Origin of the sequence: Sphingobacterium psychroaquaticum (assembly GCF_900177625.1) — a bacterium.
Taxonomy (GTDB): domain Bacteria; phylum Bacteroidota; class Bacteroidia; order Sphingobacteriales; family Sphingobacteriaceae; genus Sphingobacterium; species Sphingobacterium psychroaquaticum.
The window spans coordinates 581,297-607,897 of the sequence record NZ_FXAU01000003.1; the positions used below are offsets into that span (position 1 = coordinate 581,297).

Sequence of the window (26,601 nt, forward strand, 5' to 3'; positions counted from 1 at the left end):
TAATTATTTATATTACAAAATGCTTCGATTTATTTAAAAATAGTCTTCAAGTACCTTTGAAGCTATATGGCAGAGGTTAAATTTAAGTTTGTAGGCGATGATTCGGAGCTAAGAAAAAAGCTTGCTAACATCGCTAAGATGCAGTCTGAAATGTCTGAAAAATTTAGCGCAAACCTAGCAAAGACTTTACAGGAGGGAAATTCTGGTCACTTCAAGAGGATGGCAAAAGAGGCTAGTGATACGGCTCGTGAGGTAGAAGCTATAAATAAAGCAGGTGCAGATAGGACGATGGTCAATGCGACCCTTGGAAACATTGAAGCTTTAAGACAAGCTCGTATTGAGCTATCCAAGCAATTAAAGTCACAAAGTGATCTTAGTAATCAATACACCCAAGGTAAAATCGATCTTCAGACTTTCAGGTTTGAGCAGGCGAAACTAAACGCAGAACGTAAAGAACAAGCTCGAATTGATCGTGAGTTAAAGAAAAACCTATCTGAGAATAGTGAGTACGGAAAGCTTGCAAAGGCTCTGAATACCGTTCGAAAAGAAGCTAAGGAGGTGCAGGCTGAAATGTTCCGTATGGAGCGTCAGGGGCACGCTAATACCCTTGGGTATGAAGCTTTACGTAAGAAGGCAGAGGGGCTAACTAAGCAAACACAGTATTTAGACCAAGGGATTAAAAAAATTGATGCTTCCTTGGGGCAGCATCAGCGCAATGTCGGTAACTACGGCAGCGCGATTGAAGTTCTTGGGCCACAATTCGATTCTATAAACGAGAAGCTTGCACTTTTCGGAACATCCATTGATGATTTAGCCGGCAAGCCTGGTGCTATCAAAGAGTTGGGAGCATCCTTTGTTTCCGTAGGAAAAGGTATACTATCTTTTTTGCTTTCGCCCATAGGTTTGGCAATAACTGCCCTCACAGGGCTATTTATGTTGTTTAAAGGGAATAAGCAAACGGTTATTGACTTTAACAACGGAATGCTGAACGTTTCCAAGACAACGGGAATGTCTGGTGATGCGTTGAAAGTCTTATCTGATGATGTAATTCAACTATCTAGAAGCCTAAAGACTGTTAGTACCAATAAATTAACTGAATACGCATCTATAGCCGGTCAATTGGGTGTAAAGGGTAGAAGTGACATTCTTGCCTTTACCGATGCACTCGCGCAGCTCGAAACCGCCTCAGACATATCGGGAGAGGAAGGTGGGAAAGAAATTGCTAGGCTCCTTACGTTAGTTGATGGCGGTGTTCAAAATGTTCGTGATTTCGGGGATGAGATCGTAAACCTTGGTAATAATTTCGCCGCATCCGAAAAAGAAATTCTTAGCAATGCAGAGTCAATTTCGCAAAACGTTGGTCTCTATCGCATGGGGCGTCAGGATGTATTGGCCTATGCTACGGCCACAAAAGCTCTGGGGGTTGAAGCCGAGGTGGTTGGTTCTACATTTCAAAAAACGTTAGGATCCTTTGAAAAATCAATCCGGTCAGGGAAAGGATTATCCGATATACTTAAAGTTGTTGGCGGTAGTGCCGCAGATTTACAGGCAAGGTTTAAAACTGATGCTAGTGGTGTATTCCAGGATTATATCAAAGGTTTAAATGCAATCCATAAAGCCGGTGGTAGTGTTAACGCACAGATGGAGCGCAACGGCATAACTGATATTCGCCAACGTCGTGTTATCGGTACCCTGGCGGCAGGCTATGATACACTAGCCCGGGCAATGGGAACTGCAAAGGATGCCACAGGTGCTATGCAGGAGGAATTTGATACGGCAGCAGGTAAATTGGTTAATCAGTCGCAGAGAATAGGCATTGCGTGGGACAATCTTGTTTTAAGCGTTGAAGATGGAACAGGGGTAATTGGTAAATCTTCTGTTGCGATTGTGGGCTTTTTTGCTGATATAATTGACAGCGCAGCGACTGCAGAGGGCAGGCTTAATAAGCTGTTCTCATCCAAATTTTTTAGCGAAGAGTTCTGGCTACGTGTAAGTTCTTTATCTACTGCGCCAATTGAATATTTTTTGGGAACCAATGCATCAGGCGAAGAGGCAGATAAAGTAAAGCTTGATTATGATCGCATGACAAGTAGGAGGTCGAAGCATTACAATCAAAATTTAGACTTCGGGAAAAGCACCTATAAATATTTTGAGAGAAAAGAGAAGGGGTTAGTAAATGATGGAAAACCAGGAGCAGTGAATTCAGCTGTAAGTGAAGAAGAAGAATCAGAGAAAGATAAATTAAATCGTGAAAAGGCTGCAGAAGCTGCCAATCGAAAAGCTGAAAAAGCTGCTGAAGACCGCCGGCAATCACAGGAGCGCCAACGAGCTTTGCAATTGAGTATCGATCAAATCAGTGATCAGGTCACGAGAAACAATCTGTCCCGAGACGATCAAGAGCTCGCTTCGATAAAGGATAAGTATGCGAAGATCCGCGAGGAGGTAAGGAAGTTTTATGATGATCCAAAAAATAAAGGTCAGAAAGTCGATACCGGTAAGCTGCCTGGTTTGGAAAGGTTCGAGACCGAGGAAGCTGAGAGGAGAATACTAAACCGGGCAACACTTGCTGAAATCGAAGATAGAAAGGCGCTATACGAGCAGTTTGAACAATATAAGCTTGATATAGGTCTAGAAAAGGCTCAGGAGCTTATGAAAGGTCAGATTGATACCTCTAAGAGCTACTTACAGTTTCTTGAAGAAGAGCTTGGGAAAGCGACACTTATCGATCCTACAATAATGACTGCCGCTCAAAAGGAACTTTTTGAAGCTGTCGCCAAAGTGGGACGGGACGCTAGTCTGGAAGCTAAAAAACGAGAGGAACGAGAACAGGTGGATCTTCTTAAGTTAATGGAAACTTACGGACAGAAACGAAGTAAGCTGATTTCTGATTTTGAAAAGAACAGAAAGCGAATTGTTGACACCGCCAGTGCTGAAGAGTTAAGGGTATTCGACAGCAAACATGTCGAGGAACTAAATTCACTAGATGATGCCAATATTCAGAAACTTGATTCATATAAAAGGCTTTTTGAGGGAATTGAAAAGCTGTCTGATTCGCAAGCTCGAGCCATCGTAAACAATGCAAAGGCGTTGCTTTCCGGCGGCTTTGACATGTCGCCGGAGTTGCGGAAACAGATTACTGAAGCGCTAAAAACAGCTGATAAATCCATTTCTGAAAGATTGCACGAAAGAACCTCAAAGGTTGCGGAAGAATTTAGCCGAATGGCTGGATTCATAGGGGATGCCAACAAAGAGCTGGCAGATATGCTTGGACTGCTTTCGAATGTGCTCCGCGCGTCTGTAGATATTGGATCAGGATTCGGCGATTTAACAAAGGCACTAGATAACTACAAGAAAAATAAATCTGAAGGGGGAGGTGGGCTTCTAGGGGATTTGGCGGCAATTGCCGGTGTTGCTGGTCCTGTAGGGCGAATAGTTGGAGCGGTTGCTGGTGTCGTAACCGGGCTATTTACAATTGGGAAGCGAACCAAAGAGATGAATCGCCAGGCTCGTGCTGAAGTTCAGAATTTTTATGATGCTGCGATACGCGGTGAACTTGATTATCAGGCCCTCTTAAGACGTCGTGAACTGGATACAGCAGCTAGGGGTGAAAATAGTTACAGAGCAATTGTTGCACAATTAGAAGTGCTAAAAAAACAATCTCCCGAGATTGAAAAGGCTTATAACAAGATTTTTTCTGCACTTCAAGGACAAGAGTTTGTTGATGGTCAAGGCTACAAGCACGGTACTTGGTTGCGTAAAGCAAAGACATGGGATATCATGGCCTCCTTGGGCGGTTCGGATTATGCTGAGCTCGAAAAACTATACACCCAAGGCAAGCTAAAGGATAAGGCAAAAGCAGATTTCGAGGCTTTAAAATCTTTGAAACAGGAACTTGATGGATTGGGGTTGAGTATTGAAGATTTACAGAATGACCTTAATCAACTTCTTACAGGGACTTCCTCCTCCAGTCTCGCTTCCGGCCTATCTGATCTTTTTGCTAGCGGAAAACGCGCTGCAAAAGATTTTGGAGATAGCTTCGAGGAGATTATGAAAAATGCTTTAAAAGCCAGTTTTCAGGCGAAGTTTCTAGAGGATGCAATGGCGCCTTTTTATGAAGAATTAGCCAAAATGATGGAGGGGGGCGATCTTTCCGTTGAACAAATTGATAAGCTTAGGCAGAAGTATACAGCAATTGGAGAGGAGAACGCCAAAAAATGGGAGGAACTAGAAAAGATTACAGGTATAGATATAAGCGGCAAGGAAAAACAAGGAGAATTATCTAAGGGAATTGCGGGGATAACCGAGTCGACAGCAAATCGGCTTGAAGCTGAATTTGGAGGCTTACGTTTGGCTCAGCTGGAGCTTTTGCAGGTTGCAAAAGGACAAGGTGTTACGCTCGGTCAACAACTATATGTAGCTACAAGTCAGCTTTCCGAGCTGGTCGCGATCCAAAACAATACATACAGGACTGCTAACAACACAGATCGTTTAGCTTCTATTGAGGGAGCACTTATATCGATGAACAGTAAAATGTCTAGTAACGACGCTGCTAGGAGGGGGGCAGGATTATAATGAGTGCTTATAGAATTAATGGAGTAGACCCCGAGACGCAATATAAAATGACCATTGAAAAAGGGTTCAATGCTTCTGTTCGGGTGATGCCAGAGCTAAAAGATAATGGCCTTTCAATTGATTGGGCTGATGATAATGGAGTTGACAGGTACCACGGCATCAGAAAATTTACAAGTAAAACATATCAGATTCAATGCGTGATTATTGGAACTTCTGCTGAGGATCTCTTACCCCGGTACAATGCATTAGAAACATTCCTGTTAACAACAGGCATATTTGAAATGGATGATCTTAATGGCAATCGCCGTTACAAAGTTTTTTATAACAGAATGACCTCTCTTTCTACCGGGCCTACCTGGGCGCGATTTACATTAGAGCTAATAGATGATTTTCCAACCGATAAATTTCCAATTGTATGATTTACGAGATTAAGAGAGGCGCAACGGTAGTTTGGAGTGGAAAGGCATCTGGCAAGCAGTATAAGCGTATTATGCAGGAGGATCGTGTTGAGATTAGCCTTAATACAACTGCTGCGCTAGTTTTGAAAAAAGGCGATACGATTGTTGTGTACGGACAGACGTATAAAATCAACCGCCCGGAAAATATTTCTAAGGTAAACACACAAATTGGCTATAAGTACAGTGTAGAGTTCGAAGCGGAGTATTACGATCTCGGCAAATGGACCTTGTACTCTTTGGATAGAAACAATCAATTGACTGAGCCTAGTGTTTTTGTGATGGGTAATGCCGCCACGATATTAGACCTGGTGGTCAGAAATGCTAATAGAGCAAACATTGGTTGGTCACTTGGAATTATTGAAGATACGGACGTTATTCAGTGGACCTATTCGGGAGCTAAATTGCTAACCGTGTTACAGGATGTGGCTGATCAGACAAACCTAGAGTTTTGGGTTGATGGAAAGGTTGTTAATCTGACCCGTCGCCAGCCGGATACTGGCGTCTCCTTGGAATACGGAAAGGGAAAGGGATTATACGAGCTACATCGCATTAGGCGTGAAAAACCAATTGTGACCCACCTTACGGTTCTTGGGGGAAGTAGGAATATCCCTAACAATTATGGGTTTCGCAACATTCAACCAAGCGGAGGTAATCCACTAGTTAATCCAGGCTATAGTGCTGGAATGGATCGGGTGGAATCCGTTCTAGGATTTGATAATGTATATCCGCGGTTAATCGCCAAGGTGACTAGTGTCCAAGGAATCAATACCATTAGATCGACCGATTTAGATTTTGATTTATCTGCAAACCTTTTGGATACGGGGGCATCTGCTCAAATCGCGTTCACAAGTGGGCAACTTGCGGGATTTGTCTTTACCATAAATGCTTCAGGATACGATCATACTTACCGTCAAATCACGTTTAATAGGATTGAAAATGATACGGCTTACCCGGGCGGAGTTCCAAGTCCCGTAATAAAGCCCGCTATTGGGGATAGCTTTGTATTGCTCAATATCAGCATGCCTCCCTCGTATGTTTATACAGCTGAAATCAGGGTGAAAGAGCTAGCCGACCAATACTTCTTAGAGGAGGGTGTAGAGCAGTATGATTGGACTGGGAAGATCACTCCTAAATTTGTTATTGAAAACAATCTAGTGATAGTGCTGGGAGGAGTTATCACGCTAATAGCTAGCGATATTGGGTTTAACGATAAAATTCGTATAGCTTCCTTTGAAAGAGATTTACAGCAAGAATACCTCTATGACTTTACTTTATCGAATGTAATTACTATTAATTCAATAGTTCGTGAGGCGAATTACACCGACAGAATATCCGGTTTCTTTAACTCGACGACTTCTGGCGGTCAAGGTGGTGCGCTGCAAGATCTCTATGATGTAACCAAAGTTGGAAAGGTCACTCCTTTAGACATGACTACCCGCGGCACCCACAACACCCACTTACTGGGAGCCCCTAGTAATCCCCCTCCTGTAGGAGAAATGAAAGCTGATCTTTGGTACCTAAGTGTTAACGAAAATGCGGGTTCCGGCGAAACTCCTATCGGTCTAGACTTTTACATTAAGCAGGCTAAAGATGCTAATCTATTGGATATCCAACCTGGGCAGTACATAAAGTATGATGGTACCAAGTTCGTGCCGGGCAATCTGCCGGATTTGTCTGGGCTTGCATCTGAAAGCTGGGTTCTTGCGCAGGACTACGCTCCTAAGAGTTGGGTTAATTCGCAAGGATTTTTAAAAGTAGAGAGCGATACGTTGCAGAGTGTAACAGATAGGGGGAACATTACAAATAATTTCATAAAAATTGGAGGTGTTTCTAATATTGTTGATGGTAATGGTTTAGAATTGTTCTTTTCAAGTGGTCAAAGTGCTATAAATAGTTATGGAAGGGGTACGAGTAATGCATATCTACCTTTAAATATAGGTGCTGAATACGTTAATTTTAGCCAAGGGGGTATACTTGTTAACGGTAATGTTTCAGCTACAGGTGGCAACTCTACACAATGGAACAATGCATATACTCATTCTCAATCCATAGGCAACCCCCATTCTACGCAATTCGCGCAACTGCTAAATAAGCCTACTACATTATCTGGTTACGGGATATCGGACTCATATACTAAAGTAGAATCAGATGCTAGATTTAAGCCTATTGGGTATATACCAAGTTGGAACGAGATAACAGGCAAGCCATTGATTGATGTTAACCCATCAGCTAATAGTATAGCTCAAAGAGACGCGAATGGATACCTACATGCTCATTACATAAGTCTACAACAGACGAAAAGCGGCTTGAATACTGTCCCAATTAATGGGCTTCTAGGATTTAACACTGTAAATGGAGATTATTACGCATATCAGTTCTCCCTACAAGCCGTCAACCAATTCCTAGGTATGCCAGCGAATGGGGATACGCTACAGAGCGTTACTAACCGAGGAAGTTTTACAACAAGTTTTGTAAAGTTCGGAGGTGTTTCTAATGTTGTTGATGGTGACGGTTTAGAATTGTTTTTCTCTGCTGGCAACAGTGTTATTAACAGCTACGGAAGGGGTACTAGTAATGCATATCTCCCTTTAGATATAGGTGCATCTGTACTAACATTAAGTGCGCCTTTAGTGTCTGCGGTTGGTAAAGTAACAGCTCCTGTAATGCAGCCTGGGGATTTAATTCTACCTGAGAATGGACCAACAAATCCCGAACCGGGAGTAGTGCACTTTTATTTTACAACAATTTAAAAATGGCAGCACCAGAAAGTTTATACACCCATAAAGGCGTTGCCCAAAAAACGGGCGAGACGGATAGGATTGTGAAATTCACTTCGTCATCGGATAGCGGCGCGGTAAATAAATCTAGATTTTACCTAGATGGCTTTGTCAATACCATGCAAAATGGTGTACGCAAATGGGCTGGTTACTGTTATGTGGGTAGTGAAAATTACTACATGCATAATATAGCCCGACACGGATGGATGCGGGGGTATAAAGATGGACAACAGATAGTTGTTTTTTGGGATGCAGGACTGAACACATTGGGGGATGTTAGTGGAAGACCTAATCTAGTAGATTCTAGTATTGCATCATTCACTGTAAAGGGATTGTTCAAATCTGCCTATTATATTGACTCTAATGTAATGATAGAATATCAAGAATGGAACTCATTGAACCAGTCCTGGGGTGCTTGGTTCCCAGTTGATAATTTTAAATTCTTGGCTCAAAACAATGGTTTTATTGATCTTCCTTTTACTATGCAGATCGAGGAGGCTTCAGAGAATATACTAAACAATGGTCTTAGATTTAAAATGGTTAACAGTAATCCAGAAGGTATTAAGGAAAGTGAAGTAAGTGTTCCATTATTCCCGTCTGGCGTCCCTATAAACTTTGTTTCACCATCAAGAACGTTGTACATGAATACCCTTGTTTTGATTCCTCAAACAGATTTGCAAGAGGGGCGAGCTACTAGATTATTTACAGACCAAGGTATAACAAATCCGTATAGCCATGATGGCACAAATCTATATTTAGAGGATGGTGTAAATTATAAAAAATGGATAACGTACGGGATGACTATATATGGGTATAACGGTGTATTAACTATTGATGAATGGACTAGACCGCCATCGGTAACATCGTTTTCCTACAAAGGATTTGCATCAACTCAGATTGACGCAGAAATGCAGGTTATGAACAACTCTGGAACAAATGTAGGTACACTATACTTTAACGAAGTTGCAGGAACTGCACATAAATCTTATACAGTTGTTGGGAGTAATATTGTCTTTGGGGAAAAGGCAAATCAAGGATATTATGCAGAGGGGACGCCATATCCACAAGCAATAATATCTCAAGTTTATTATGTAAATGCTAGTGGAGTATATCAAGAGGAAAATCCAATAAATGGTTAGATATGAGAGCAATTGATTTAGTAATAATAATTTCAGTAATAGTTCTATGGATAGGAATCTATGTCGTTAGTAAAAAAAGTTGGGACAGATTCAAAGATAAATGATTGGAGACAAAATGAGCAAAATTATAACAGCAACGCACCCTAGTAACGAGGTTACAGGGCTTGCACAGAGAAAGAAATTAATAAATGTTGGATTTAACCCTGAAACCGGATACCTCGGCCTTACATTCTCTGTAGAGTCTCTCGACCCTAAGGGGAACCCAATTCGAGAAATACAGGGAAAACAGGACACGATCAATTTTCACGAACAACCCTTGTCTACGCCAACTGGAACATACAGTACGGTGATGCCTGATGATGTGAAGGCAATTTTTGACGAGTTGGTAGAGAAAATAGAGCCGATTTTCATAGCGTACGGCAACGAAGGAGAGGAGGTGCAAGATGAAGCTTAACAAGGGTGATGTTTTAGGTGTATTGAACTTGATGAACATGTTCAACGTAACCAACCGGGGAGCTATGAAGCGTTTGGATGGTATCGAAGAAATTCTTCTTCCTCACGTACAGAGTGGGGTGAATGCAGATGATATCGGTACCGAGACGGAGTTAGAGGATACGCAGTTGCAGCACTTTACTGAAGCGGAATTTGATTCTCTGGTTGATGGTGTAAGTCTACAGCGCGGAATCCGTAAAAGATTGGAGTATTTATTTGTGATAAAGGAGGGGGAAGCATGAAAACAGGTGTAAATGGATTGACATTAATAAAGAAGTTTGAAGGGTTCTTCTCCAAGCCTTACAAGGATCCAATTGGCATCCCTACGATCGGCTACGGGGTGATTAAATACCCGGATGGGAAAAAGGTAACGATGCAAGATCCGGCGTTGACGGAAAAACAAGCCAGCGATATGCTCGCACAGCTGCTCGCACAAACTTACGAGAAAGACGTTACACGGCTAGTTAAAAAACCGTTGACACAAAACCAATTCGATGCATTGGTATCGTTTACATACAATCTTGGGGGCGCGAATCTGGGTAAGTCCACTTTACTAAAAAAAGTGAACGTTAATCCGAATGATCCATCCATTGCGGCCGAGTTCGTTAAATGGAACTTGGCAGGAGGAAAGGTCTTTGCTGGGCTTACACGGAGAAGAAAGGAAGAAGCTGAACTATATTTTATGAAGTAGTATGAATGAATTTCTACAAGAACATGTGTTACCCAACTTATGGGGCGGTGGGGTTGCTGTAATATCCGCAGTGTGGTTCTGGTACCGGAGCAAGCCCAAGGAGAAGATAGAAAACGACGGGGGTATCGTTGATAACGCTAAGAAGGTGCTGGAGATGTCGGAGGATATTGCTGAAAGATTGGAAAAGCAATTGCTTGCGGCTGACGAAGTAATACTTCAGTACAAGGAGAAGCTCCGCATTGCACTTGAAAACGAAAACACCTGTCAAAAGGCACTAAAGGCGATGCGACAAGAATACGAAAAATTCAAGAATCTATTTGAGGAGCAACGCGTCGAGCTGGAAGCATTGAAGGACGAATGTAGATTGTTAAGGATAACATTAGAGAAAAATGGCAAGAGTGATATTATACCTAATGATTTGCGGGCTAATTAGCTCCTGCGGATTATTCAAACGCACAGAAAAGGCCACCTTTACCAGTAAGGCTGGTTATAGTATCGAGCGAAAGGATGAGGTGAAGGGCGAAGTACATTCTACCTTGTCCACTTTGGAAGCACGGGAAACCGATCGACAGTCGTATAGTGATGGAGAACACGAGATTACAGCCGATGAGGTGCACGTTGATGCTGCGGGGAATGTTTCCGCAAAAGGAGGTGTGAGCTATAAGGGTAAGATAAAAGCAGGGCAAACTGGGAAAGAAAAGGAGACCTTTGCCAATACTTCCACCGTTGATAGCAACGTAACATCGACCATATCAGAAAATGCTAGTAATAGAGAGGTTGTAAAAACCACTGAAAATAAAGCGGAGCCATCCGGGCAAGGAATTATCTATGGTGCAATAGCAGTATTGATCGTAGTCTTAGGTGTAATGTACTATTTGGGAATTAAACGTAAAAAATAGGAGGTAAAAAATGTATAAAATTGAAACAAACGAGGGGAGCATTAACGTGCTTGTAAACGACAGGGTAGAGCGGACAATCCCTAAAGGGCAACAGACAGCCACGGAGCAGGCAGAAGTCGTACAGCTTGCGGCGCTGGGTACTGCTATCAGCTTTAATCTACCAGTCAGTACGACGGTAGACGGGGTTGCTTCGGCAACATTAGGCGAGCTGGCTAATAAGATAAGTTCTTTTAAACGCGGTGGGGGTGGCGGCGGAGGGGCCACAGTTGACTTCGTAAATCAGAGGGCACCATTATTGGGTAACGGGATGTTTATGGTAGGTTCTGCTGAAGGTAACGTCGGAAGAAGGCCACGTCCAAGCGACAATGGTTTGACGGCAGTAAGTAACGTATCCGTTAAAGCTTCGGGTTCTGATACTTATGAAATGGTTGCATTTACAGCAGCTGCAACAAATTTCTCGCTAGCTTATCGGGGTAGTGGTGGCACATTCGCGGTTAGCGATGCTAGTGCAGTAGGAAATCCGGTTACGTTGGGACAGTACCAAGGCATAACTAATAACGCATTAACCTCGACGGAGACTAACGCTACTCTTAACGCAATGTATCCATCCATTGCCATAAATTCAGAGGTAAGGAGTATTACAAACAAAATTAAATATATAAAAAAATCAGCTACACAATGGGAACCAGTACCAATGAACGTAATGCCATAATAGAGGTAGAAACAATTACCCCCATAATAGATACGGACGGATATCCTAAGACACACCTGTACTATGATTCAAGAGAAGGAAACAAGTTCTATCGAGGCATGGAACCTGTCGAAATTGGAACGGAACAAATAGAAGGTGAGGACGGAGAGGTTGTCATTGTGCCTGTGCATGAAGATAGTCCGATCCTTGTTGCCGTTATTGAGGAGAGCAACATTGTAGGGATAGTGGAATTGTAGGAACAGAAAAGTGGACTAGGTATTTTTACAGCTTTATACTACAATGTTTTATTTTATCAACAGTTATAGATAGTTATGTAATTTTTGTTAGGATTATTTTAGTAATTTCATGGTTAATAAAAACTAATTAACCATGACTAGAACTCCTGATGAAATTGTAAAAAAAGAATTAAGGAAAGAGTCTAAATTTATATGCTCTTTGCCGGATTGTTATTCACCTTTTCTAGAATACCATCATTTTGATCCTCCTTGGCATATTGAAAATCATCATAATCCATCAGGTATGATTTCCTTATGCCCTCAACATCATAGAGAAGCAGACGCTGGCGTGTGGACTAATGAACAATTAAGGAAAATGAAGAATGACAATATTAATAATGAGGATTTATCAATTGTTGAAGGTAAATTGAATTATTTAAGAAATAAATTTCTATTAAAAGCGGGTGGGAATTATTATTACAATAATACGCTGTATGATGTTGTATTAAAAGGGCGTCCCTTGATATGGTTTAACATAAATGATGAAGGGCTAAAAATGTTGAATGTAGAATTGTTTAATAGTCAAGGTGATGTCTATTTTAAAATAGTTGATAATTCGTGGGATGTTAATAATAATGTGAAGGATGTTATTTGTCCGCCATCGGGGAAAAAGCTGAGGGTAAATTTTGATAACGGAGATTATTTCAAATTAGAGTTTAAGGAAATTGACACTTTGGAGAAATTAAATTATGAAATATCCAATTTGTATATAAATGAAATGAGGCAAGAAATTCCATTTACAATTTTGAAATGCTCTTTGAAATTAAAGGAGTTTAACTTAAACTTTCAAGAGCATAAATCTTTTGCAAGTGGAATTATGTTATCAAATTGTTTCATGTTGGATTGCAGAGTGGGTGTCGCATTATAGGCACTATCACCTCCCTTAATTTTGCAATAAGAGGGGGAGGTGATAATTTTCATAAATGCTATTAATTAGTGGCTTTTACTTTAAAAATCTACTCATGTAGTCTTCCTCACAGGCTGTAACAATGGTTTTGGATAGATCCTGTTGCATTGATCCATAAGCCAAGTAAAATGGTTCGTCCTTAATCTTTCGGAAGAAGTACATTGTTGGTTGATTGTTGGAGTACACGATATACTCAACTTCATCCCCGAATTTATGCTTTATCTCAAACTCAACTGAACGAGGTTTACTGTTGTATGTAAACTCTAAAGTATAGTAGGTAGTTCCTTCTCGCTTTGGGATTACCATAACACATTCCTTTACTCTTTTGTTACTGCCTCATGGAACCTAACTAAGCGAATATAAGCGGGGCACTTCACTATATCCTTTGTCCAGGCTTCGGCCATTTGGAATGATGTGTTCAAAAACAATCCCACATTGGTAACCAACTGGTCTGGTCCTATTCTCACTTCACTTGGAAATTCCTTGCCTAGCAATTCTTTCTTTAACTCTTCTAACGACATTCGACAAATGTATAACATTAAATGTTAAATTTTACATTTTACTAAAATTATTAGTAATATTTGCATCATGGAACCAGCATGGATGAACAAAGAAAGAGATATGCCGTATGGGGTGGATGTTCTCGTACGTACAGCAAAGCAAAATAAATGCTTGATATTTTGCGTAAGTAATCGATGCTTTTATACGCCGCAGGAAATGCTGGATAGTTGGGAAAGTATTTTCCCTATGCGAGCTGAAATAAACGTTTTTGAGCGATTCAAACTAAAAACTCCTAGCCAAGCACTGGATATTTGCAGCAAGTGGCAGCACAAGGTACAGGAGATTATGGACTCGACAATAAGTAAAATTAGGGAGATTGAAGATATCAAATAGGATCCTGGATATCCGGCCGGTTGGTGTCTTCACCACGGGCGCCAGTAACCCGAAATACCTTGTGGCTACCTAGGTCGCCATTGTACGGCTTAATTAAGTTCTGTATTTCCTCTTTTCCTTCCGCAAATAACCAGGCGTCTCGGTGATCGGCCGGGATAATTAACGGCATTCGTTTCTTTTCGTTGTGTATTTCTTCCAGTAGTGCATTGGCCGGTGTTGTAATAATGGAAAAGGTAGGGTAGGTTTCCCCCGTGTCCTGGTCTGTAAAATTTGTATACACAACGCCCAACGTAAAGATTTCCCTTTCCGGTGTATAGATGTAGTAGTTGTCCGTTTCCTTTTGCCCATTCACCCTATGCGGCTCGTAGAACCCATCTACGTACAACAGTCCACGGGTTTTACCAATAGCGTGTTTGTAACTAGCTTTTTCAAAGATACTTTCACCCTCTGCATTCAAAGTATTAGCATATTTTGCTGCATCAGTTTCAGTTTTAACCCAAAATGGGATAAGCTTCCACCTTGCCGAAACAATTGCTTCACTGTCGTTGTTTAAGGTTACCGGAAGGAAGGGACGCGCAAATCCGGAAACGTGGTAAATCTGTTCGCTATTATATCCGATTTGCATCGTAGGAAACTGTTTCTTTAATTCCCCTTTTCCAGGGTTTGCGGTGTGGTAGCACATAATACTAGAGTTGGTTTTAACGAATAACAGTAAAACATGCAATTTGTTCAGTTATCGCATAAAGTTTTGAAGCAGCTTAAGGAAAAGGGGTATAATATCCTTACCTCCAACAATTCTGTGTCGGATGATAATCCTGTGTGGTATCCTGAAAAGGTGCCGGATGTGTGGGATTATCTTATAGGATTGGATGTACGGAGAATATCGGTAATAAAGGAACCTAATATACTCGTGATCCAGGACGCATTGGATAACATTTGCGAGGAGGATTTGAGGGGAGTGGTACTGGTTTAAGAATAGTATGTAGATTACTTAACATATTCCCTGACAAAATATCCAAAGTAAAACCAGTCCTTATCACTTAAGGAGCTATTAGGTATAAACTCAATACTTGTTTCAGTGATAATAACTTCACATTTGGCAGCGAAAGCGTTCGAATATAAATTACTTTCGATAGCCTCCTTTATTACATTAATGATTTCTGCCTTACCTGAAATTTTCATGTTGCAAATATCCTGATATTACTTTTTGTTTCATTACGGAAACCCGTACTAAATATTGCTTTTATTTAAGTTAATTTAAAAAATGAAAAGCAGATTTTCGTTCTATTGCATTATCTCAGGTAAAATGAAATTTTAATAATCTACTATTGACCAAAAGCATAAATTATGAAAAATAACTTGTATAAATTTACCAATGAAGAGCTTAAACATATCAACGATCTATCATGTGAGATTAAAAATGCCATGAATAATAGTGATAAGGGGCAAATTGTTAAGATTTTAACGAGAATACAGATTGATGATGACAAAATTCAAAAAGTTCTTTTGAAAATTGATGCATAGATTTGTTTGAACAATACGGAAAACCGTAATACTTTTATTAACCGATAAGCTTTCATTATTGTTAGATTTGTGTCATGGTTGATAAGGTCATTATTTTCGAACTAAATGATTTCAAATTCTTTATAAAGCATAAAGCTAAAACTACTGGAGAGCTTCGCAGTAGCTTTAGACAATACGCCTTGTTGGTAAAAAAGTATTGGCCATGTGATATGGATGATGATCAATTTTTGTTAAAGAGATTAGATTCTGCTCTTACCAAACTTGATTCATTCGATAATACCCCCTTAAATAAATACAATGATGACTCATTTGTCCTAAAAGATGAGGTTGTCGAAGTGGTTAACAGTATTAATTGTTCGTTATTCAATTATTATTTTCAGAACTTAAGTAATCCGGTATAGTAGATAAGTTATTTTTTTGTTCCTATTTGACTTTAATTTTATTTTTATAAAATTTGTTAAATGAAAGGGCAAATATTTACGTTCGTGTTTTATACAAATGATATAAACAATCCTGTGTTGTATGGTACACCATCTGAATTAATTGATCTTTTACCTCCTAAATTTCATTTCGTAAAAAATGAAGTTTTCGAAATAAACGCAATTAGATACAGAGTAACCAACACTTCTATTTGGAAAACTGTTGGTGCCGAGGTTAAAAGAGGGATGAATATTCAGTGTGAAATTGTGGAATAAATTTCTATACTGGAATTAATTTGAAATTCATATATTTGCTTTTATGGTAATTATTAAGCTATAATGGCTATGAAACTAACACTGATATTAACAGCAGATGGTTTAAAATTTCATGATTATAAATCTGAAACAAAGACAACTAAATATTCCCAACAGCACCCTTTTACATTTGTTGGCACGTCATCAATGAGTCGAACGATTACACTATTGAAGAAGTCTAAATAAATGTTCTAAGACACAATTGTGCAGGTTTAAAGTATTTTAAAGGATCTTGTAAATGTAGCTTTTTACATTTATAGTAATGTATTGAGACTAATCCTACAATCCGTATGTTACAATTTTCTGCCCTGTTTCTTTTTCACAAAATTCGCAATTGTATTTTTTATCAGATTTTTTAATATAACTAGAGATTAGATCTATAAAATCGTATCCTTTAATTTCTATGGTAAATCTATTATTAAATCCACATTCATAGCAATTGGTCATATAATAATATGTTTTAATAGTATTCATTATAGGATTTTTAGGACAATAATTGACTAAAAATATGCATACCTTGAATTTTAATCAAGTGTTGACTGCAAATTTAAGGAATTAGAGTCTGATGTATAACTGCTATAGGTATTACCGATAGTAGGTCATAAAAGGTATATGTTAGTAATAAAAAAAGCCCTAACTCTAATCTGTTAGGACTTTTAATTATGAGATTAATGAATTTACTTGATTATTTGTCCAAATCTTTCAGCCAGGACTTTACTTCTTCACGTGTTTTCCCAGTTTTTTCTTGTAGTCTACCATAGAGTTCATCCTCTTTTCCTTCAATGTACAGTAAATCATCATCGGTTAAGTCAGCATATTTTTGCTTTACCTTTCCTTTAAGGATGTTCCATTTTCCTTTTAAATCTAATGTATCCATATCAATTCTATTTTAGTTTTATATATATTATAACGCATAATGAAACGATAATGTTTTCTTTTAACAGAAATTTAACTTGCTAGATTGGTGGATGTGCGGGGGATATCCGTAATGCATTAGCCCAACATCCTTGTTATTCAGGACGCGTTGGACAACATTCTCGAGGAGGATTTGAGGGGAGTGGTACTGGTGTAGCGTCATGTTGAGTCATGAAGTGTATGTTTACGGTTTCCCGTTTTTTTTAATGTAATGCATAGATGATATTAGGGTCAACTAACTTTTAAAGAAAAATATTACATTCGGCCAACCAATATGTTCGCCCAACCAAAATGAAAAACTTATGAATTTAAAGATCCCTGTTTACGTTTTTTTTGTTACCCTATTGTTTTTTAGCTGTTCCAAGGATACGATTGTAGTAAAAGATTCTTTTAGTATTAAAGAGGCTAAAACTTTCTACAACGCCGACCTTCACAACAAGGGAAAGAATGCCCTATTTGAGAGGTTTAATTTGGTTGTAGACTGGAGTAACTATGTCCAGGCATCAGACAGCAGCTTGACTGTTTATGCACGTCAGGAACCGCTGGACGGCTCTATGCGCATTGTAGGGCATTTTGAGTTGTCTTTTTCTAAAGACTATAAAGGTAAAACTTCTGGAATGATTAAATATGTACTTCCTGAACTCTATAATGGTGCAGGAGGTTATATTGCATATAATTTTCAAGGAACGCTTGTTCCACCCAGAGGCAACATTCTTAATAGGACTAAAGAAGTGGCATTGATGACAAAAGATACCCAGTCTTACTATAGACAGGTTCTTTTTGCTGTTAAGAAAATATGTCCTGCAAAACTATATTTTGATAAAAATACATGTATGTGTGTAGATGCAGGTTTAATATCTGGTTTAGATGTTACACCTGCATATTGGTTAGTTCAGTATGCCGATTCGGGTATGCCAGAGTATTTTCCTGCCCCACTGGACGGGACAGGAGGCATGAATCCTGATATTATCGCTTTCCCAGATTATAATTGGACAGGCGATCCTTTTTTTGATCCCCATACGGTTGCAAATCCCGATTATAATCCAGGCGGTGGTGGTTCTGGAGGTGGCGGTAGTGGTTCTGGTGGTAGTGGTGAAGGAGGTGAAGGCGAAGGAGGTGATGGTTCCGGAGGGAGTAGTTCTTCAAACGCTTCCAATCATATGGCGGTAGCACCTGTAAGCTCTATTGATCTTAACCAAAGGCTTAATTGTTTTAATTCGGTACCTACAAACTCTGCAACATCTTATAAAGTTACCATCCATGTACATTCGGCTGTACAAGAGTATCCCCTTTCAGAGTTTAATGTTGTCAAGGGAGGTCCTGGTCATGCATATATAACATTAGAAAAAACTAACGGTACACATCATCAGCAGTTGTCCTTTGGCTTCTATCCACAAGAAGATACATGGGTAACACCAACAAAAAACGCTGTGGCAAGCGGGATTGGTGAAGAGTCAAGTGATCCTGAAAGAAGAAGCGATATAAGAATGACAAAATCTATCAATAACTTAGAATTTACAGCAGCGGTTGTCAATGCTTCAAACAATAGCACAAAGACTTATGATCTAAATGATTATAATTGTACAGATTTTGCAATCGATGTTTTCAATGCATCGCAGAGTGGGGTGGGAAAACTTAATGTTTTAAATAGCAGTATTGGTTTTACTACTCCGGTAGGTTTATATAAGGCATTAGATAATCTTAGAATTGGTGGGAACGCAAATGTTTCAAATGTAAGTACAAAAGCGCCAGTTAGTACTAACTGTAATTAGGGAAATTATGAAAAGAATATTGAAATGGTTGCTTGGGATTTTAGTAGCGATGATAATAATTACTAATTTACCCATACTTAATAAGAATTTCATGCTTACGTTTGATGGTAAAGGACATTTTAAGTACTCCAATTCAAATGCATCGTTTACGTATCTTGAGAGTTTATCGTTTAAAAACGGATTCTTAACAGATTGGTCAATAAATCGATTTATAGAAGAAATGCAACCAAGCATTGAAAATCAGGAAGTTTATCGACTATATAAAATCAATCCGCTCTGTTTTTGGCGATGGCATTATTATATTTTCATTAGTAGACACTATAAGTACAAATCATGGGAAGAGATTGAGCCGAACCGTGTCCCTTATGACTCGGTAAATATGTGGCAGGATTTTTAGATGTAATTATTTGAATTCGGGATAATTTTAAAGTGGTCGAAATTGACCACTTTAAAATTCATTCTTTTTCAAGTTTATATTTAATATCTGTATTGTGCACACGGGATGAGTAGTTAAGCCATATTGCTACGACTCAGGTCGGTGATTTGTCTACGTTATTTTTATGTTTTGGCCACATATTGTAACCTATTTGCGGATTATTAGACTTATATTTTCTAATAAGTTCCACCTCAATACGGTTAACTTCATTTGTGTCATTTGAGAATGTTTCCCAAATTATTTCCTTACGTATTGTAAAATCCATCATTTGTTCATCTGTAAAATCTGCTGAAATATACTCACTATTGGCACTGCCAAAATAATTAAGAGTATTGGTTAGGTCTTTGCCAATATAAATTTTACCATTTGGATAAGTAATTTTATAGATAACTTTTCTTTGCATGTAGGTAAATATAGCGTTTTGAAGTACAAATAACTTTTGCCAATTTTTTTGATAATATATTATGTCTAAATATGTAACACAAAGAATGTACTGCAGGATGGGTATGAGGCCCAGCCGCTGTTGTTTTGTTAGTTTCATTACTTATCTTTATTAAATGAAGTGTCTATTTACGATCTTTTTTGCAATATGGTCATTCAGTTCCTTCTCTCAGTTTAGAAGTACAGAGTGGGGAATGACTTTGAATCAAGTTTTAGAATCTGAAAAAATTGAAGAGTATAAGTTTGATGGAACTTTTCTTACAATTAGTGATATTGTTGATGGAATGATTTGTGAGATAACGTTTAGGTTTGATAATGGTAAACTTAGAGGTGGTCTCTATTCATTTAGCCCATCCTCTAAGCAAAAGACATACGATTTAGTTTGGGAACAGGTTAAGAAGCCTTTAATATCCAAATATGGTAATCCAATTGTTTTTGAAAATAATCGAAACCTAATTTGGAACCTATCGGAATTCCGCTTAAATGCCCTTTTTATAGAAGTTGACAAAGCAAAACTTGTTTATGTTACTTATGATGACCCTGAAAATTATCCAAATTAAATTCGATTCCCTATACATCGAGAGGTTTTAAAGGCTACTTAACAAACAATTTATTAACTACTCTCATGTACTGCTTTCCTCGGTCGGCTCGCTTGGATCGGGCTAGATAGTAACAATAGGCGCGACCGTTTTTGGTTCGCATCTGTTGTAGGGCAGTTTCTAATTTTAAAAATGCTTTCATGTTTTACTAATTAAAATATCGAATGATTTCCCTACCTGCCCATATTCCGATTTCTCTAGGCACACCATTACCGATATACATATAGTTCTTCTTAATCGCGCTGCCATCTTTATTGGTAGGGAAAACAAAATCATCTGGGACGCCTTGTAACCTTGCGTACTCTCGAACAGTAAACGGACGAATACCCATCGGGAACCGAGAATCCTTTACAACGCGCGTACCTTGATCTTTGGAATAATGGGCTACGCAGCAAGGTGCGAAAGAATTTCTGTCGTTTGGATCAACAATGATAGGCCTGTCCCTATACTTCCCATTAAATCTTGAATAAAAGTTTGGTGGTATATCAAGTTCGGGATCTTTCTCCATGATATCTTTTAAGGTTGTAATCCTTGCGTCTTTCGGAGACCTAAAGTTGAATTCTTTCTTTGTTCCGATTATAATAACTCTCTTTCTGTCTTGCGGCAACCAATTGAGCGCATTTACTGGACAAAATACCTTAACGTAGTATTGAGGTAATTTCGTCATAGCTTCCATAACAATCGGGAACTTGCGCATTCCTGGAACATTTTCCAATATGAAGACCTCCGGAGACTCTATCGCTACATGTCTAAAGAAATGTAAGTATAGGTCGTCTCCATTTCGAACTTGGTGTATATCTCCTATATCGGAATATTTTGTACATGGATAGGTTCCGATCACAACATCAGACGCTGTTTGTCTTGAAACCCTCATTTCTTTAATATCGGCCGTGACTATTTTATGATTAAAGTAGTGTGGGTTCATATTCATTATTTTTGTAGCGCCTTTGTCAATGTCGAGAGATTGAATTAGATCCAGTCCACCTTCCTGTAAGCCTATTTCAAAAATTCCGATTCCCGAAAAATATCCTTTTGCTGTAGGTTTGTACATAATTTCTCAATCAATTTGCGCCCTCACAATCCTAAGTAAGGAAATGAGGGCAAGGGTTAATATTATCATTGTTTACTGTGTTATTCTTGTTTATCACCAGATTCCGTGTTAATCTTCGACTGCATGGTTACCGGGATACCTTCCTTACCGAGGTACCCGCGGTAATCTGCATACCACTTGGATACTGTCTCTCGACTACATCCAATAAAGCGAGCAACATCTACGAAGGATACTCCCGAGGTAACAGATTCTATAGCTTGGGCACGTATATGGATGGGGTAGTGGTAGGCGCTCATTAGGCGGACTTTCTTTTATTTATGCTTTCCGGAAGCGGAAAACCTTTGATTCTGGCGATTTGCTGATTAAACATTGCCCATACGTTTTCGTCTCTAAATTTGAAGTGACCAGTCCCTTTTTTGAATAGCTTAACTTCGAAGAAGCCCCAGTCGAACCATTCGCCCCAAGTAGCTTTCTTTTCGCGTATTTGGTACTCTAATCGACGATTTGATTCCCATGATTGACCATTTAGGAAGCATAAAGCCTTGTCAAGATCGTCAAGCTTTTCACATTGCCTATAATTAGTATCCATTCCTCCCCATCTTGACTCCGGAGCTATGTAAGGGTTAATAAACTTTTTATTAACCAAGTAGTGGCTGTTCGTTTTCCAGCCCTCAACGTTCCAACGATTTTCGCTGTAATGCTGAGTAAGATTGTCGAATACTTCCAATAATGCTTTGTCCATACGCTGTCCAGTAGTTTGAATAATCACATCAAGCATTGTGTAGATGTTCTTCATGGTAAACTTCATAGATTTTTGCTGCTCGATAAACTTGTTAATATCCTCTGTCAACCCACGAGTCGAGTATTTTTGCAAATTCATCTTATTTATAATCCAGGTCCAAGATTTCTTTTGCAGTTCTTTGGCAAACTGATCGCGAGTTGTTGGGACTTCTTTTTGTGAACAAGTGAATACAAGATCACGAATACCTAATCCATCGGTTAAAGAGTTCATTTGGACAGCTGTATCTAAAACGCTATCATACAACTTCACTGCATTCACGTAACGTTGCACTACCTCACGAATGGCGTTATATGACATGATGCCGTTTTCTTGACGTTCGTAGTCATCCTCTTCATCTGTGAAGAAATCCTCAAATCCACTATTTACAGATGCTGGCTTTGTTAAGCGTACCAAACCTATATCTATACCTGTTACACGCTCTGCATTACTGAATAGATCACCTACATTTTCAAAGTATCCGTAATTCTCTATTGTAGCTAAAAGCTGTTTCCTTGATTTACTGAATGGATTTGCAAGTGTTTGCCAATTGCACAAGGCAACAATTTGGCATCCGTCTGGAGCTATATCGAAAGCATGTAAAATGTGTTTCTCGTCGGCGCTAAATGGCGGATTCATTGCGATAAAATCGATATGGCTAATCATATCGCTAGTGACAGTTAAAAAATCATTTGCAATCAATCTTGCCTTGTTTGCCGAAATTGTCGCAAGTTCTGGATTGATTTCACAGCAAATAACATTTGCGCCACATGAAATAGCATAGTCGATTATATCCCCCTTGCCGGCGCTAGGCTCTAGCAGGGTTTTACCAGATAATTCATACGGAGTAAGCATATAGCTTATTAATGTTGCTGGTGTTGGATAAAAATCTTGATTAAACATCACTACCTCCTTTCTCGTGTATGTTTCCAATTACCTCACACCATTTATCTTCAGATTCGAATGGCGCTACTTCGCCGTTAGGATACTCCCATGCGAAAGCAGCATCTTCCGTAACCCATATCACAATGCCTTTATCTTGGTTGACGTCTCCTAGGTAAATATCCTTGCCGTTATTGTCGGTTTTTCCTGTAAACTGGCCTACAGTTTCGGGGATAACTTCGTGACAATCGTAAGTAATGCCATTATCATTAACTTTCTGTATGCATGGTTTTAACCCTTCTTTAAATGAAGATCGGCTAGTTGTCATAAAAAGGAACCCTTCAGCCCACCCTTTACCGTCAGCCCGCAGACCTCTGTATTTTGCGTTAATCATTTGTGACCTCCTTTACCTCTACTTTAACTATTGTGTGTCCGTGCTTTTTAATCTTTGGCCATGGCTTTGAAAAAAAACTTTCTACCCAACTTATAACCTCTCTCCTTGTACATCTTATAGATGCACAAGCTATAACTCCATCGGCCCATTTAAATGCCTGTAAGATTTCGGGCTTCTTTTGTTTAGGCATTTTTGACCTCCTTCCCAACCTTAACCAACCCCGCAGATTCTTTCAGGCCATATTCTTTACCGCATACGTTGCAGTTCTGCACACTTAGCCTTATACCGGTTCCGGTTTCTCTTTTATTTAGGACAACCACCCCATTGGGGCAGCTGTCACAGTGGTAGTTTGTGTTTTGCATTTGTATTAGTTTTTATAAAACTCCGATGTCAAATCGGCAATGGAGGTAAATATGGTTCCGTTGAGTTCCGCCTGCCCGCAATCAAGTATTTGGCCCACCTTATTCTTGTAACTTTCGCGTTGTCTCTTGTGAATTCTCCTTGCGCAAAGTTTCCTCTTGAAAGAGTAGGGGATGGGCATCAACATGTGTTACCTCCGTAAAGAATTTCTCTCGCATCTTGTAGCGCCTTATTGGTGCCGATCGTGATCGGATAAATGCTATCAATTATTATATCTCCGATAAATCTGGGCTCGGGTGTAATAAATCCAGAACTTGTTGCAAGTTGGTTCTTCGGTATGGATCTCTCATTTTCTTTGTTTTGTTGAACAATTGACTTCATCCATTCACTGTACCCATTTGGATCCTGGGGATTCCAATCTAAGGGCATAATTGATTTTTGAATTAACAGTTTTTTGCTGCTCATAATTTTGCCTTTAATACAAAAGCCTGATCGGGTTTAGAGTAGTGCAGACTCCTCACCCAATCAGGCTTCAAATTTCTTTAGGTACAATGTTAAGCTTCTGCACTTCTTAACCGTTGCCGATTCAAAGGTGAGAAAAAAACAAAACATAACCAAATGGTTAAGTTTTGTTTTTTGGAATTACTCTTGTAAGTAATTGTGTTACAAATAAATAATTTACAAATAATTTACAGAGGGTGTTTGTTTAAGGGGTTATTGTGCTGATGTGCAGTTGATTGTGTAATTTCTATGATTGGTTGGATACATTAATCATAGCCGCAAAGATACGGTTTATTCTTGGATTTTAGGCTATAGATGGCTGTTCACTTTTATTGTTTAAGGATACCTTAAAAATATAAACCCCTGCGTCAACAAGGGTTTATATTTTTCTTAAAAGAGCACTCTGCGGAGTACGATACTCAACGATTTTAAGCCATAATAACAAGTACAAATCCAATAAGAGCGGGAAGTCCTTGTTTGTAAAATATACCCTTGTCTGCAGTGATTGCGCCGAAAATTGCAGCAATAATAATACAGCCGAGAAAGAACAAGATTTTTAACGTTTGATGAAGAATTTCTTAAGTCGCCAAAAGGAAAGGATATTATTATAGGAATATAGGAGTCGAATCGACCTGTCGGGATCTTTCTGGGGGACGATATTATGCTTTTTTTTGAATATTCTAGAAGAGGTTAAAATCTCTTAATTGTGTAGGTTTTAGGTTTATTAGACAGATTTCTTAATAAACAAAATCCAATATAACTAGGCTTGGTGATATCACTACTAGGAGAGGGGATAAAGCTTGTTATCCCCGTATGTCTAATCTGTACAAATTTACCTGTACTATTCCAAACGCTGTTGTCTACTCCGTATCAAGCTACTGTAGTTTGTTTTTCGTTTACATAAGATGTGCATAAACAAGAGAAATATTAAGATTGAAAAACTTTATTTAGTAGCTATTTAGAGTTTAAACGATCTATAATTGGGGCATATGTCTCTGGTCTATAGTAATCGGAGAACATAGTGTTCTTGAATAGTCTTTCTGTTTCATCAAAGTAAAATTTATCCGGTGACATACCTGTGATTTTAGACAAGCCGTTTATTAGATATTGTACATCATAGTTTTTGCCATTTACAGTTATCTGTTGATTTTTAGATGGAAATTCAGGTGATTCCTCCTTCTTTTCACACGAGCTAAGACCTAGTCCCAGCAACATGAATAATAGCAATATATTTCTCATAATTAATTATCTGTAAGATAGTCAATTATGATAGTAATTTTTTTACGGGTTTCCGTAAAGTAAAAAGCCACTAACTAGTGGCTTTTATGTAAAGTGCTTGCCTTGATATGGAAGGTCTAGAGTATTTCTCCCGGATCTGGAATATCTCCACCGCCTGGAGCAACCCATCTATTTGCATTAATTATTTTACTTCCGCATTCTCCAACATAATTCAATGTGATTGATAAATTATTATCGGCTGTATGTGGATTTTGATCGGTTCTAACTGTAATTACATTAGAATTTTGCCCACTTATAATCGTTCCGCCTATAACACTCCAATTGAAGGAATTTAGATTAAAACCACTATCAACATAAAATTGATAAATTGTACTTGGTTGTAACGTAATTCCATTAGCGCTATCCTTTATATCACCTGAGCTCGGGTTACCAACATATATTGTCTGACTGACGTTATTCTGACCATTATCTGCTACTAGAACTATTTTTCCTGATCCATTGCCAATTTTTGAAACTTTATACTGTCCTCCGCCAAGATCCGTTAAAGTAGCTGTGTTATTTGCACCTTCTAGTGTAACTGTCGTGGCATTGGCAACTGTATATATTTCTTCTGAACAGATTGATGTAGGGCCATTAATTGTGGGAAGAGGTCCTGGTTCGAAACGGACATGTAGTATACTATAATTATTACTTCCAGGCGCTCCGTACATCTCTGTCCATCCATCATTGTAATCAGGGAATGGATACTGGTCTTTATAATATCTATATTTTAGTTTAAGGCGATCGGTTCCATTATCAGCTAACTGATTAGACTGGATAGAGCAGTTGATGAATTTTGTATTGGTTGCATCACCTGATATAATGTCACTTGATGTGAATTTTAATGTATCGCTAATATCGGTGATTCCCAAGCTACTTTCTAAGTATACAACTGCCTCAATTTTAATAGGTCGTGTGAAATTTACAGGTTGAAAAAAAAACATGCCGGTCTGAAAGGTTGTTGTCCCTGTACGTTTAATTTGTACAAATTTACCTGTGCTATTCCAAACGCTGTTGTCTACTCCGTATGAAGCCACTGTAATTAATTGACCATTTACATAGGAGATACATAAAAACACGAAAAAAGTTAAGATTGAAATAAATTTCATTTACGTAGTTA

30 protein-coding genes are annotated in these 26,601 nt (G+C 38.9%); 18 read left to right on the top strand and 12 right to left on the bottom strand.

Annotated features, from left to right (window positions below; all coding sequences use genetic code 11):
* Window positions 1-66 precede the first annotated feature (66 nt).
* The 12 genes from B9Y69_RS10910 to B9Y69_RS10965 all read left to right on the top strand — a co-directional run bounded on the left by B9Y69_RS10910 (window position 67) and on the right by B9Y69_RS10965 (window position 12,883).
* Window positions 67-4,572: a phage tail tape measure protein gene (locus B9Y69_RS10910; protein ID WP_085472968.1), complete on the top strand. Its 4,506-nt coding sequence runs from the start codon at window positions 67-69 to the stop codon at window positions 4,570-4,572.
* Window positions 4,572-4,991 (top strand): hypothetical protein, encoded by a 420-nt coding sequence (locus B9Y69_RS10915; RefSeq protein ID WP_085472969.1) that lies wholly within the window; start codon window positions 4,572-4,574, stop codon window positions 4,989-4,991. The genes B9Y69_RS10910 and B9Y69_RS10915 overlap by 1 nt, the downstream gene beginning before the upstream one ends.
* Window positions 4,988-7,780 (top strand): hypothetical protein, encoded by a 2,793-nt coding sequence (locus B9Y69_RS10920; protein ID WP_085472970.1) that lies wholly within the window; start codon window positions 4,988-4,990, stop codon window positions 7,778-7,780. Before B9Y69_RS10915 ends, B9Y69_RS10920 begins: the two co-directional genes overlap by 4 nt.
* 2 nt (window positions 7,781-7,782) lie before the next feature.
* Window positions 7,783-8,946: a hypothetical protein gene (locus B9Y69_RS10925; protein ID WP_085472971.1), complete on the top strand. Its 1,164-nt coding sequence runs from the start codon at window positions 7,783-7,785 to the stop codon at window positions 8,944-8,946.
* 115 nt (window positions 8,947-9,061) lie between these two features.
* Window positions 9,062-9,400, top strand: coding sequence for a hypothetical protein (locus B9Y69_RS10930; protein WP_144036551.1), 339 nt, complete (start codon window positions 9,062-9,064; stop codon window positions 9,398-9,400).
* Entirely contained in the window at window positions 9,390-9,680 is a 291-nt protein-coding gene (locus B9Y69_RS10935) for a hypothetical protein (protein ID WP_085472973.1), read from the top strand. The genes B9Y69_RS10930 and B9Y69_RS10935 overlap by 11 nt, the downstream gene beginning before the upstream one ends.
* Entirely contained in the window at window positions 9,677-10,129 is a 453-nt protein-coding gene (locus B9Y69_RS10940; RefSeq protein WP_085472974.1) for a lysozyme, read from the top strand. The genes B9Y69_RS10935 and B9Y69_RS10940 overlap by 4 nt, the downstream gene beginning before the upstream one ends.
* A gap of 1 nt (window position 10,130) precedes the next feature.
* The gene (locus tag B9Y69_RS10945) at window positions 10,131-10,562 is read left to right on the top strand and encodes a hypothetical protein (RefSeq protein WP_085472975.1); all 432 of its coding nucleotides are present in this window, start codon (window positions 10,131-10,133) and stop codon (window positions 10,560-10,562) included.
* On the top strand, window positions 10,519-11,028 hold the full coding sequence (locus B9Y69_RS10950; protein ID WP_144036552.1) for a hypothetical protein: 510 nt from the start codon (window positions 10,519-10,521) through the stop codon (window positions 11,026-11,028). Before B9Y69_RS10945 ends, B9Y69_RS10950 begins: the two co-directional genes overlap by 44 nt.
* A 10-nt stretch (window positions 11,029-11,038) precedes the next feature.
* A complete protein-coding gene (locus B9Y69_RS10955) occupies window positions 11,039-11,740 on the top strand; it encodes a hypothetical protein (protein WP_085472977.1) in 702 nt (233 codons plus the stop codon).
* Window positions 11,707-11,976: a hypothetical protein gene (locus B9Y69_RS10960; protein ID WP_085472978.1), complete on the top strand. Its 270-nt coding sequence runs from the start codon at window positions 11,707-11,709 to the stop codon at window positions 11,974-11,976. The genes B9Y69_RS10955 and B9Y69_RS10960 overlap by 34 nt, the downstream gene beginning before the upstream one ends.
* Window positions 11,977-12,109: 133 nt before the next feature.
* The gene (locus tag B9Y69_RS10965; protein ID WP_085472979.1) at window positions 12,110-12,883 is read left to right on the top strand and encodes a hypothetical protein; all 774 of its coding nucleotides are present in this window, start codon (window positions 12,110-12,112) and stop codon (window positions 12,881-12,883) included.
* Window positions 12,884-12,958: 75 nt separating this feature from the next.
* Here B9Y69_RS10965 and B9Y69_RS10970 read toward each other — a convergent pair whose 3' ends face one another.
* Window positions 12,959-13,228 (bottom strand): hypothetical protein, encoded by a 270-nt coding sequence (locus tag B9Y69_RS10970; RefSeq protein ID WP_085472980.1) that lies wholly within the window; start codon window positions 13,226-13,228, stop codon window positions 12,959-12,961.
* Window positions 13,229-13,239: 11 nt separating this feature from the next.
* Window positions 13,240-13,461 (bottom strand): DUF6965 family protein, encoded by a 222-nt coding sequence (locus tag B9Y69_RS19420; RefSeq protein ID WP_394365781.1) that lies wholly within the window; start codon window positions 13,459-13,461, stop codon window positions 13,240-13,242.
* A gap of 49 nt (window positions 13,462-13,510) precedes the next feature.
* On the opposite strand from B9Y69_RS19420, the gene B9Y69_RS10980 reads away from it, so the two are divergent.
* The gene (locus B9Y69_RS10980; RefSeq protein WP_085472982.1) at window positions 13,511-13,816 is read left to right on the top strand and encodes a hypothetical protein; all 306 of its coding nucleotides are present in this window, start codon (window positions 13,511-13,513) and stop codon (window positions 13,814-13,816) included.
* Here the strand turns inward: B9Y69_RS10980 and B9Y69_RS10985 are convergent.
* Window positions 13,809-14,498 carry an SOS response-associated peptidase gene (locus tag B9Y69_RS10985; RefSeq protein ID WP_085472983.1) on the bottom strand — a complete coding sequence of 230 codons (690 nt, stop codon included), beginning with the start codon at window positions 14,496-14,498 and terminating at the stop codon, window positions 13,809-13,811. The two genes, B9Y69_RS10980 and B9Y69_RS10985, sit on opposite strands and share 8 nt — an antisense overlap.
* A gap of 36 nt (window positions 14,499-14,534) precedes the next feature.
* Here B9Y69_RS10985 and B9Y69_RS10990 point away from each other — a divergent pair, with 36 nt between their 5' ends.
* Window positions 14,535-14,789 carry a hypothetical protein gene (locus B9Y69_RS10990; protein WP_085472984.1) on the top strand — a complete coding sequence of 85 codons (255 nt, stop codon included), beginning with the start codon at window positions 14,535-14,537 and terminating at the stop codon, window positions 14,787-14,789.
* Between the two features lie 374 nt (window positions 14,790-15,163).
* Window positions 15,164-15,340: a hypothetical protein gene (locus tag B9Y69_RS19205; RefSeq protein WP_159451837.1), complete on the top strand. Its 177-nt coding sequence runs from the start codon at window positions 15,164-15,166 to the stop codon at window positions 15,338-15,340.
* 1,419 nt (window positions 15,341-16,759) lie between these two features.
* On the opposite strand, the gene B9Y69_RS11015 is transcribed toward B9Y69_RS19205, so the two are convergent.
* The gene (locus B9Y69_RS11015) at window positions 16,760-16,951 is read right to left on the bottom strand and encodes a CsbD family protein (protein WP_085472989.1); all 192 of its coding nucleotides are present in this window, start codon (window positions 16,949-16,951) and stop codon (window positions 16,760-16,762) included.
* Window positions 16,952-17,291: 340 nt separating this feature from the next.
* Here B9Y69_RS11015 and B9Y69_RS11020 point away from each other — a divergent pair, with 340 nt between their 5' ends.
* Window positions 17,292-18,761, top strand: a complete 1,470-nt coding sequence (locus B9Y69_RS11020) for a hypothetical protein (protein WP_085472990.1) — start codon at window positions 17,292-17,294, stop codon at window positions 18,759-18,761.
* Between the two features lie 7 nt (window positions 18,762-18,768).
* On the top strand, window positions 18,769-19,158 hold the full coding sequence (locus B9Y69_RS11025) for a hypothetical protein (RefSeq protein WP_085472991.1): 390 nt from the start codon (window positions 18,769-18,771) through the stop codon (window positions 19,156-19,158).
* Between the two features lie 133 nt (window positions 19,159-19,291).
* On the opposite strand, the gene B9Y69_RS11030 is transcribed toward B9Y69_RS11025, so the two are convergent.
* Window positions 19,292-19,738, bottom strand: coding sequence for a GIY-YIG nuclease family protein (locus tag B9Y69_RS11030; protein ID WP_200811786.1), 447 nt, complete (start codon window positions 19,736-19,738; stop codon window positions 19,292-19,294).
* Window positions 19,739-19,832: 94 nt separating this feature from the next.
* On the opposite strand from B9Y69_RS11030, the gene B9Y69_RS11035 reads away from it, so the two are divergent.
* On the top strand, window positions 19,833-20,198 hold the full coding sequence (locus tag B9Y69_RS11035) for a hypothetical protein (protein WP_144036554.1): 366 nt from the start codon (window positions 19,833-19,835) through the stop codon (window positions 20,196-20,198).
* A gap of 187 nt (window positions 20,199-20,385) precedes the next feature.
* On the opposite strand, the gene B9Y69_RS11040 is transcribed toward B9Y69_RS11035, so the two are convergent.
* The 7 genes from B9Y69_RS11040 to B9Y69_RS11085 form a co-directional block, all read right to left on the bottom strand.
* Window positions 20,386-21,288, bottom strand: coding sequence for a DNA cytosine methyltransferase (locus B9Y69_RS11040; protein WP_085472993.1), 903 nt, complete (start codon window positions 21,286-21,288; stop codon window positions 20,386-20,388).
* An 80-nt stretch (window positions 21,289-21,368) separates the two neighbouring features.
* Window positions 21,369-21,584 (bottom strand): helix-turn-helix domain-containing protein, encoded by a 216-nt coding sequence (locus tag B9Y69_RS11045; RefSeq protein ID WP_085472994.1) that lies wholly within the window; start codon window positions 21,582-21,584, stop codon window positions 21,369-21,371.
* Window positions 21,584-22,969 (bottom strand): DUF4942 domain-containing protein, encoded by a 1,386-nt coding sequence (locus tag B9Y69_RS11050; protein ID WP_085472995.1) that lies wholly within the window; start codon window positions 22,967-22,969, stop codon window positions 21,584-21,586. Before B9Y69_RS11050 ends, B9Y69_RS11045 begins: the two co-directional genes overlap by 1 nt.
* The gene (locus tag B9Y69_RS11055) at window positions 22,962-23,342 is read right to left on the bottom strand and encodes a YopX family protein (RefSeq protein WP_085472996.1); all 381 of its coding nucleotides are present in this window, start codon (window positions 23,340-23,342) and stop codon (window positions 22,962-22,964) included. The genes B9Y69_RS11050 and B9Y69_RS11055 overlap by 8 nt, the downstream gene beginning before the upstream one ends.
* 540 nt (window positions 23,343-23,882) lie before the next feature.
* Complete coding sequence (locus B9Y69_RS11070) at window positions 23,883-24,131, bottom strand: hypothetical protein (protein ID WP_144036555.1); 249 nt, start codon at window positions 24,129-24,131, stop codon at window positions 23,883-23,885.
* A 500-nt stretch (window positions 24,132-24,631) separates the two neighbouring features.
* Window positions 24,632-24,754 carry a DUF1304 family protein gene (locus tag B9Y69_RS19425; protein ID WP_200811787.1) on the bottom strand — a complete coding sequence of 41 codons (123 nt, stop codon included), beginning with the start codon at window positions 24,752-24,754 and terminating at the stop codon, window positions 24,632-24,634.
* Between the two features lie 804 nt (window positions 24,755-25,558).
* Window positions 25,559-26,590, bottom strand: coding sequence for a hypothetical protein (locus B9Y69_RS11085; RefSeq protein ID WP_085473002.1), 1,032 nt, complete (start codon window positions 26,588-26,590; stop codon window positions 25,559-25,561).
* Window positions 26,591-26,601 lie beyond the last annotated feature (11 nt).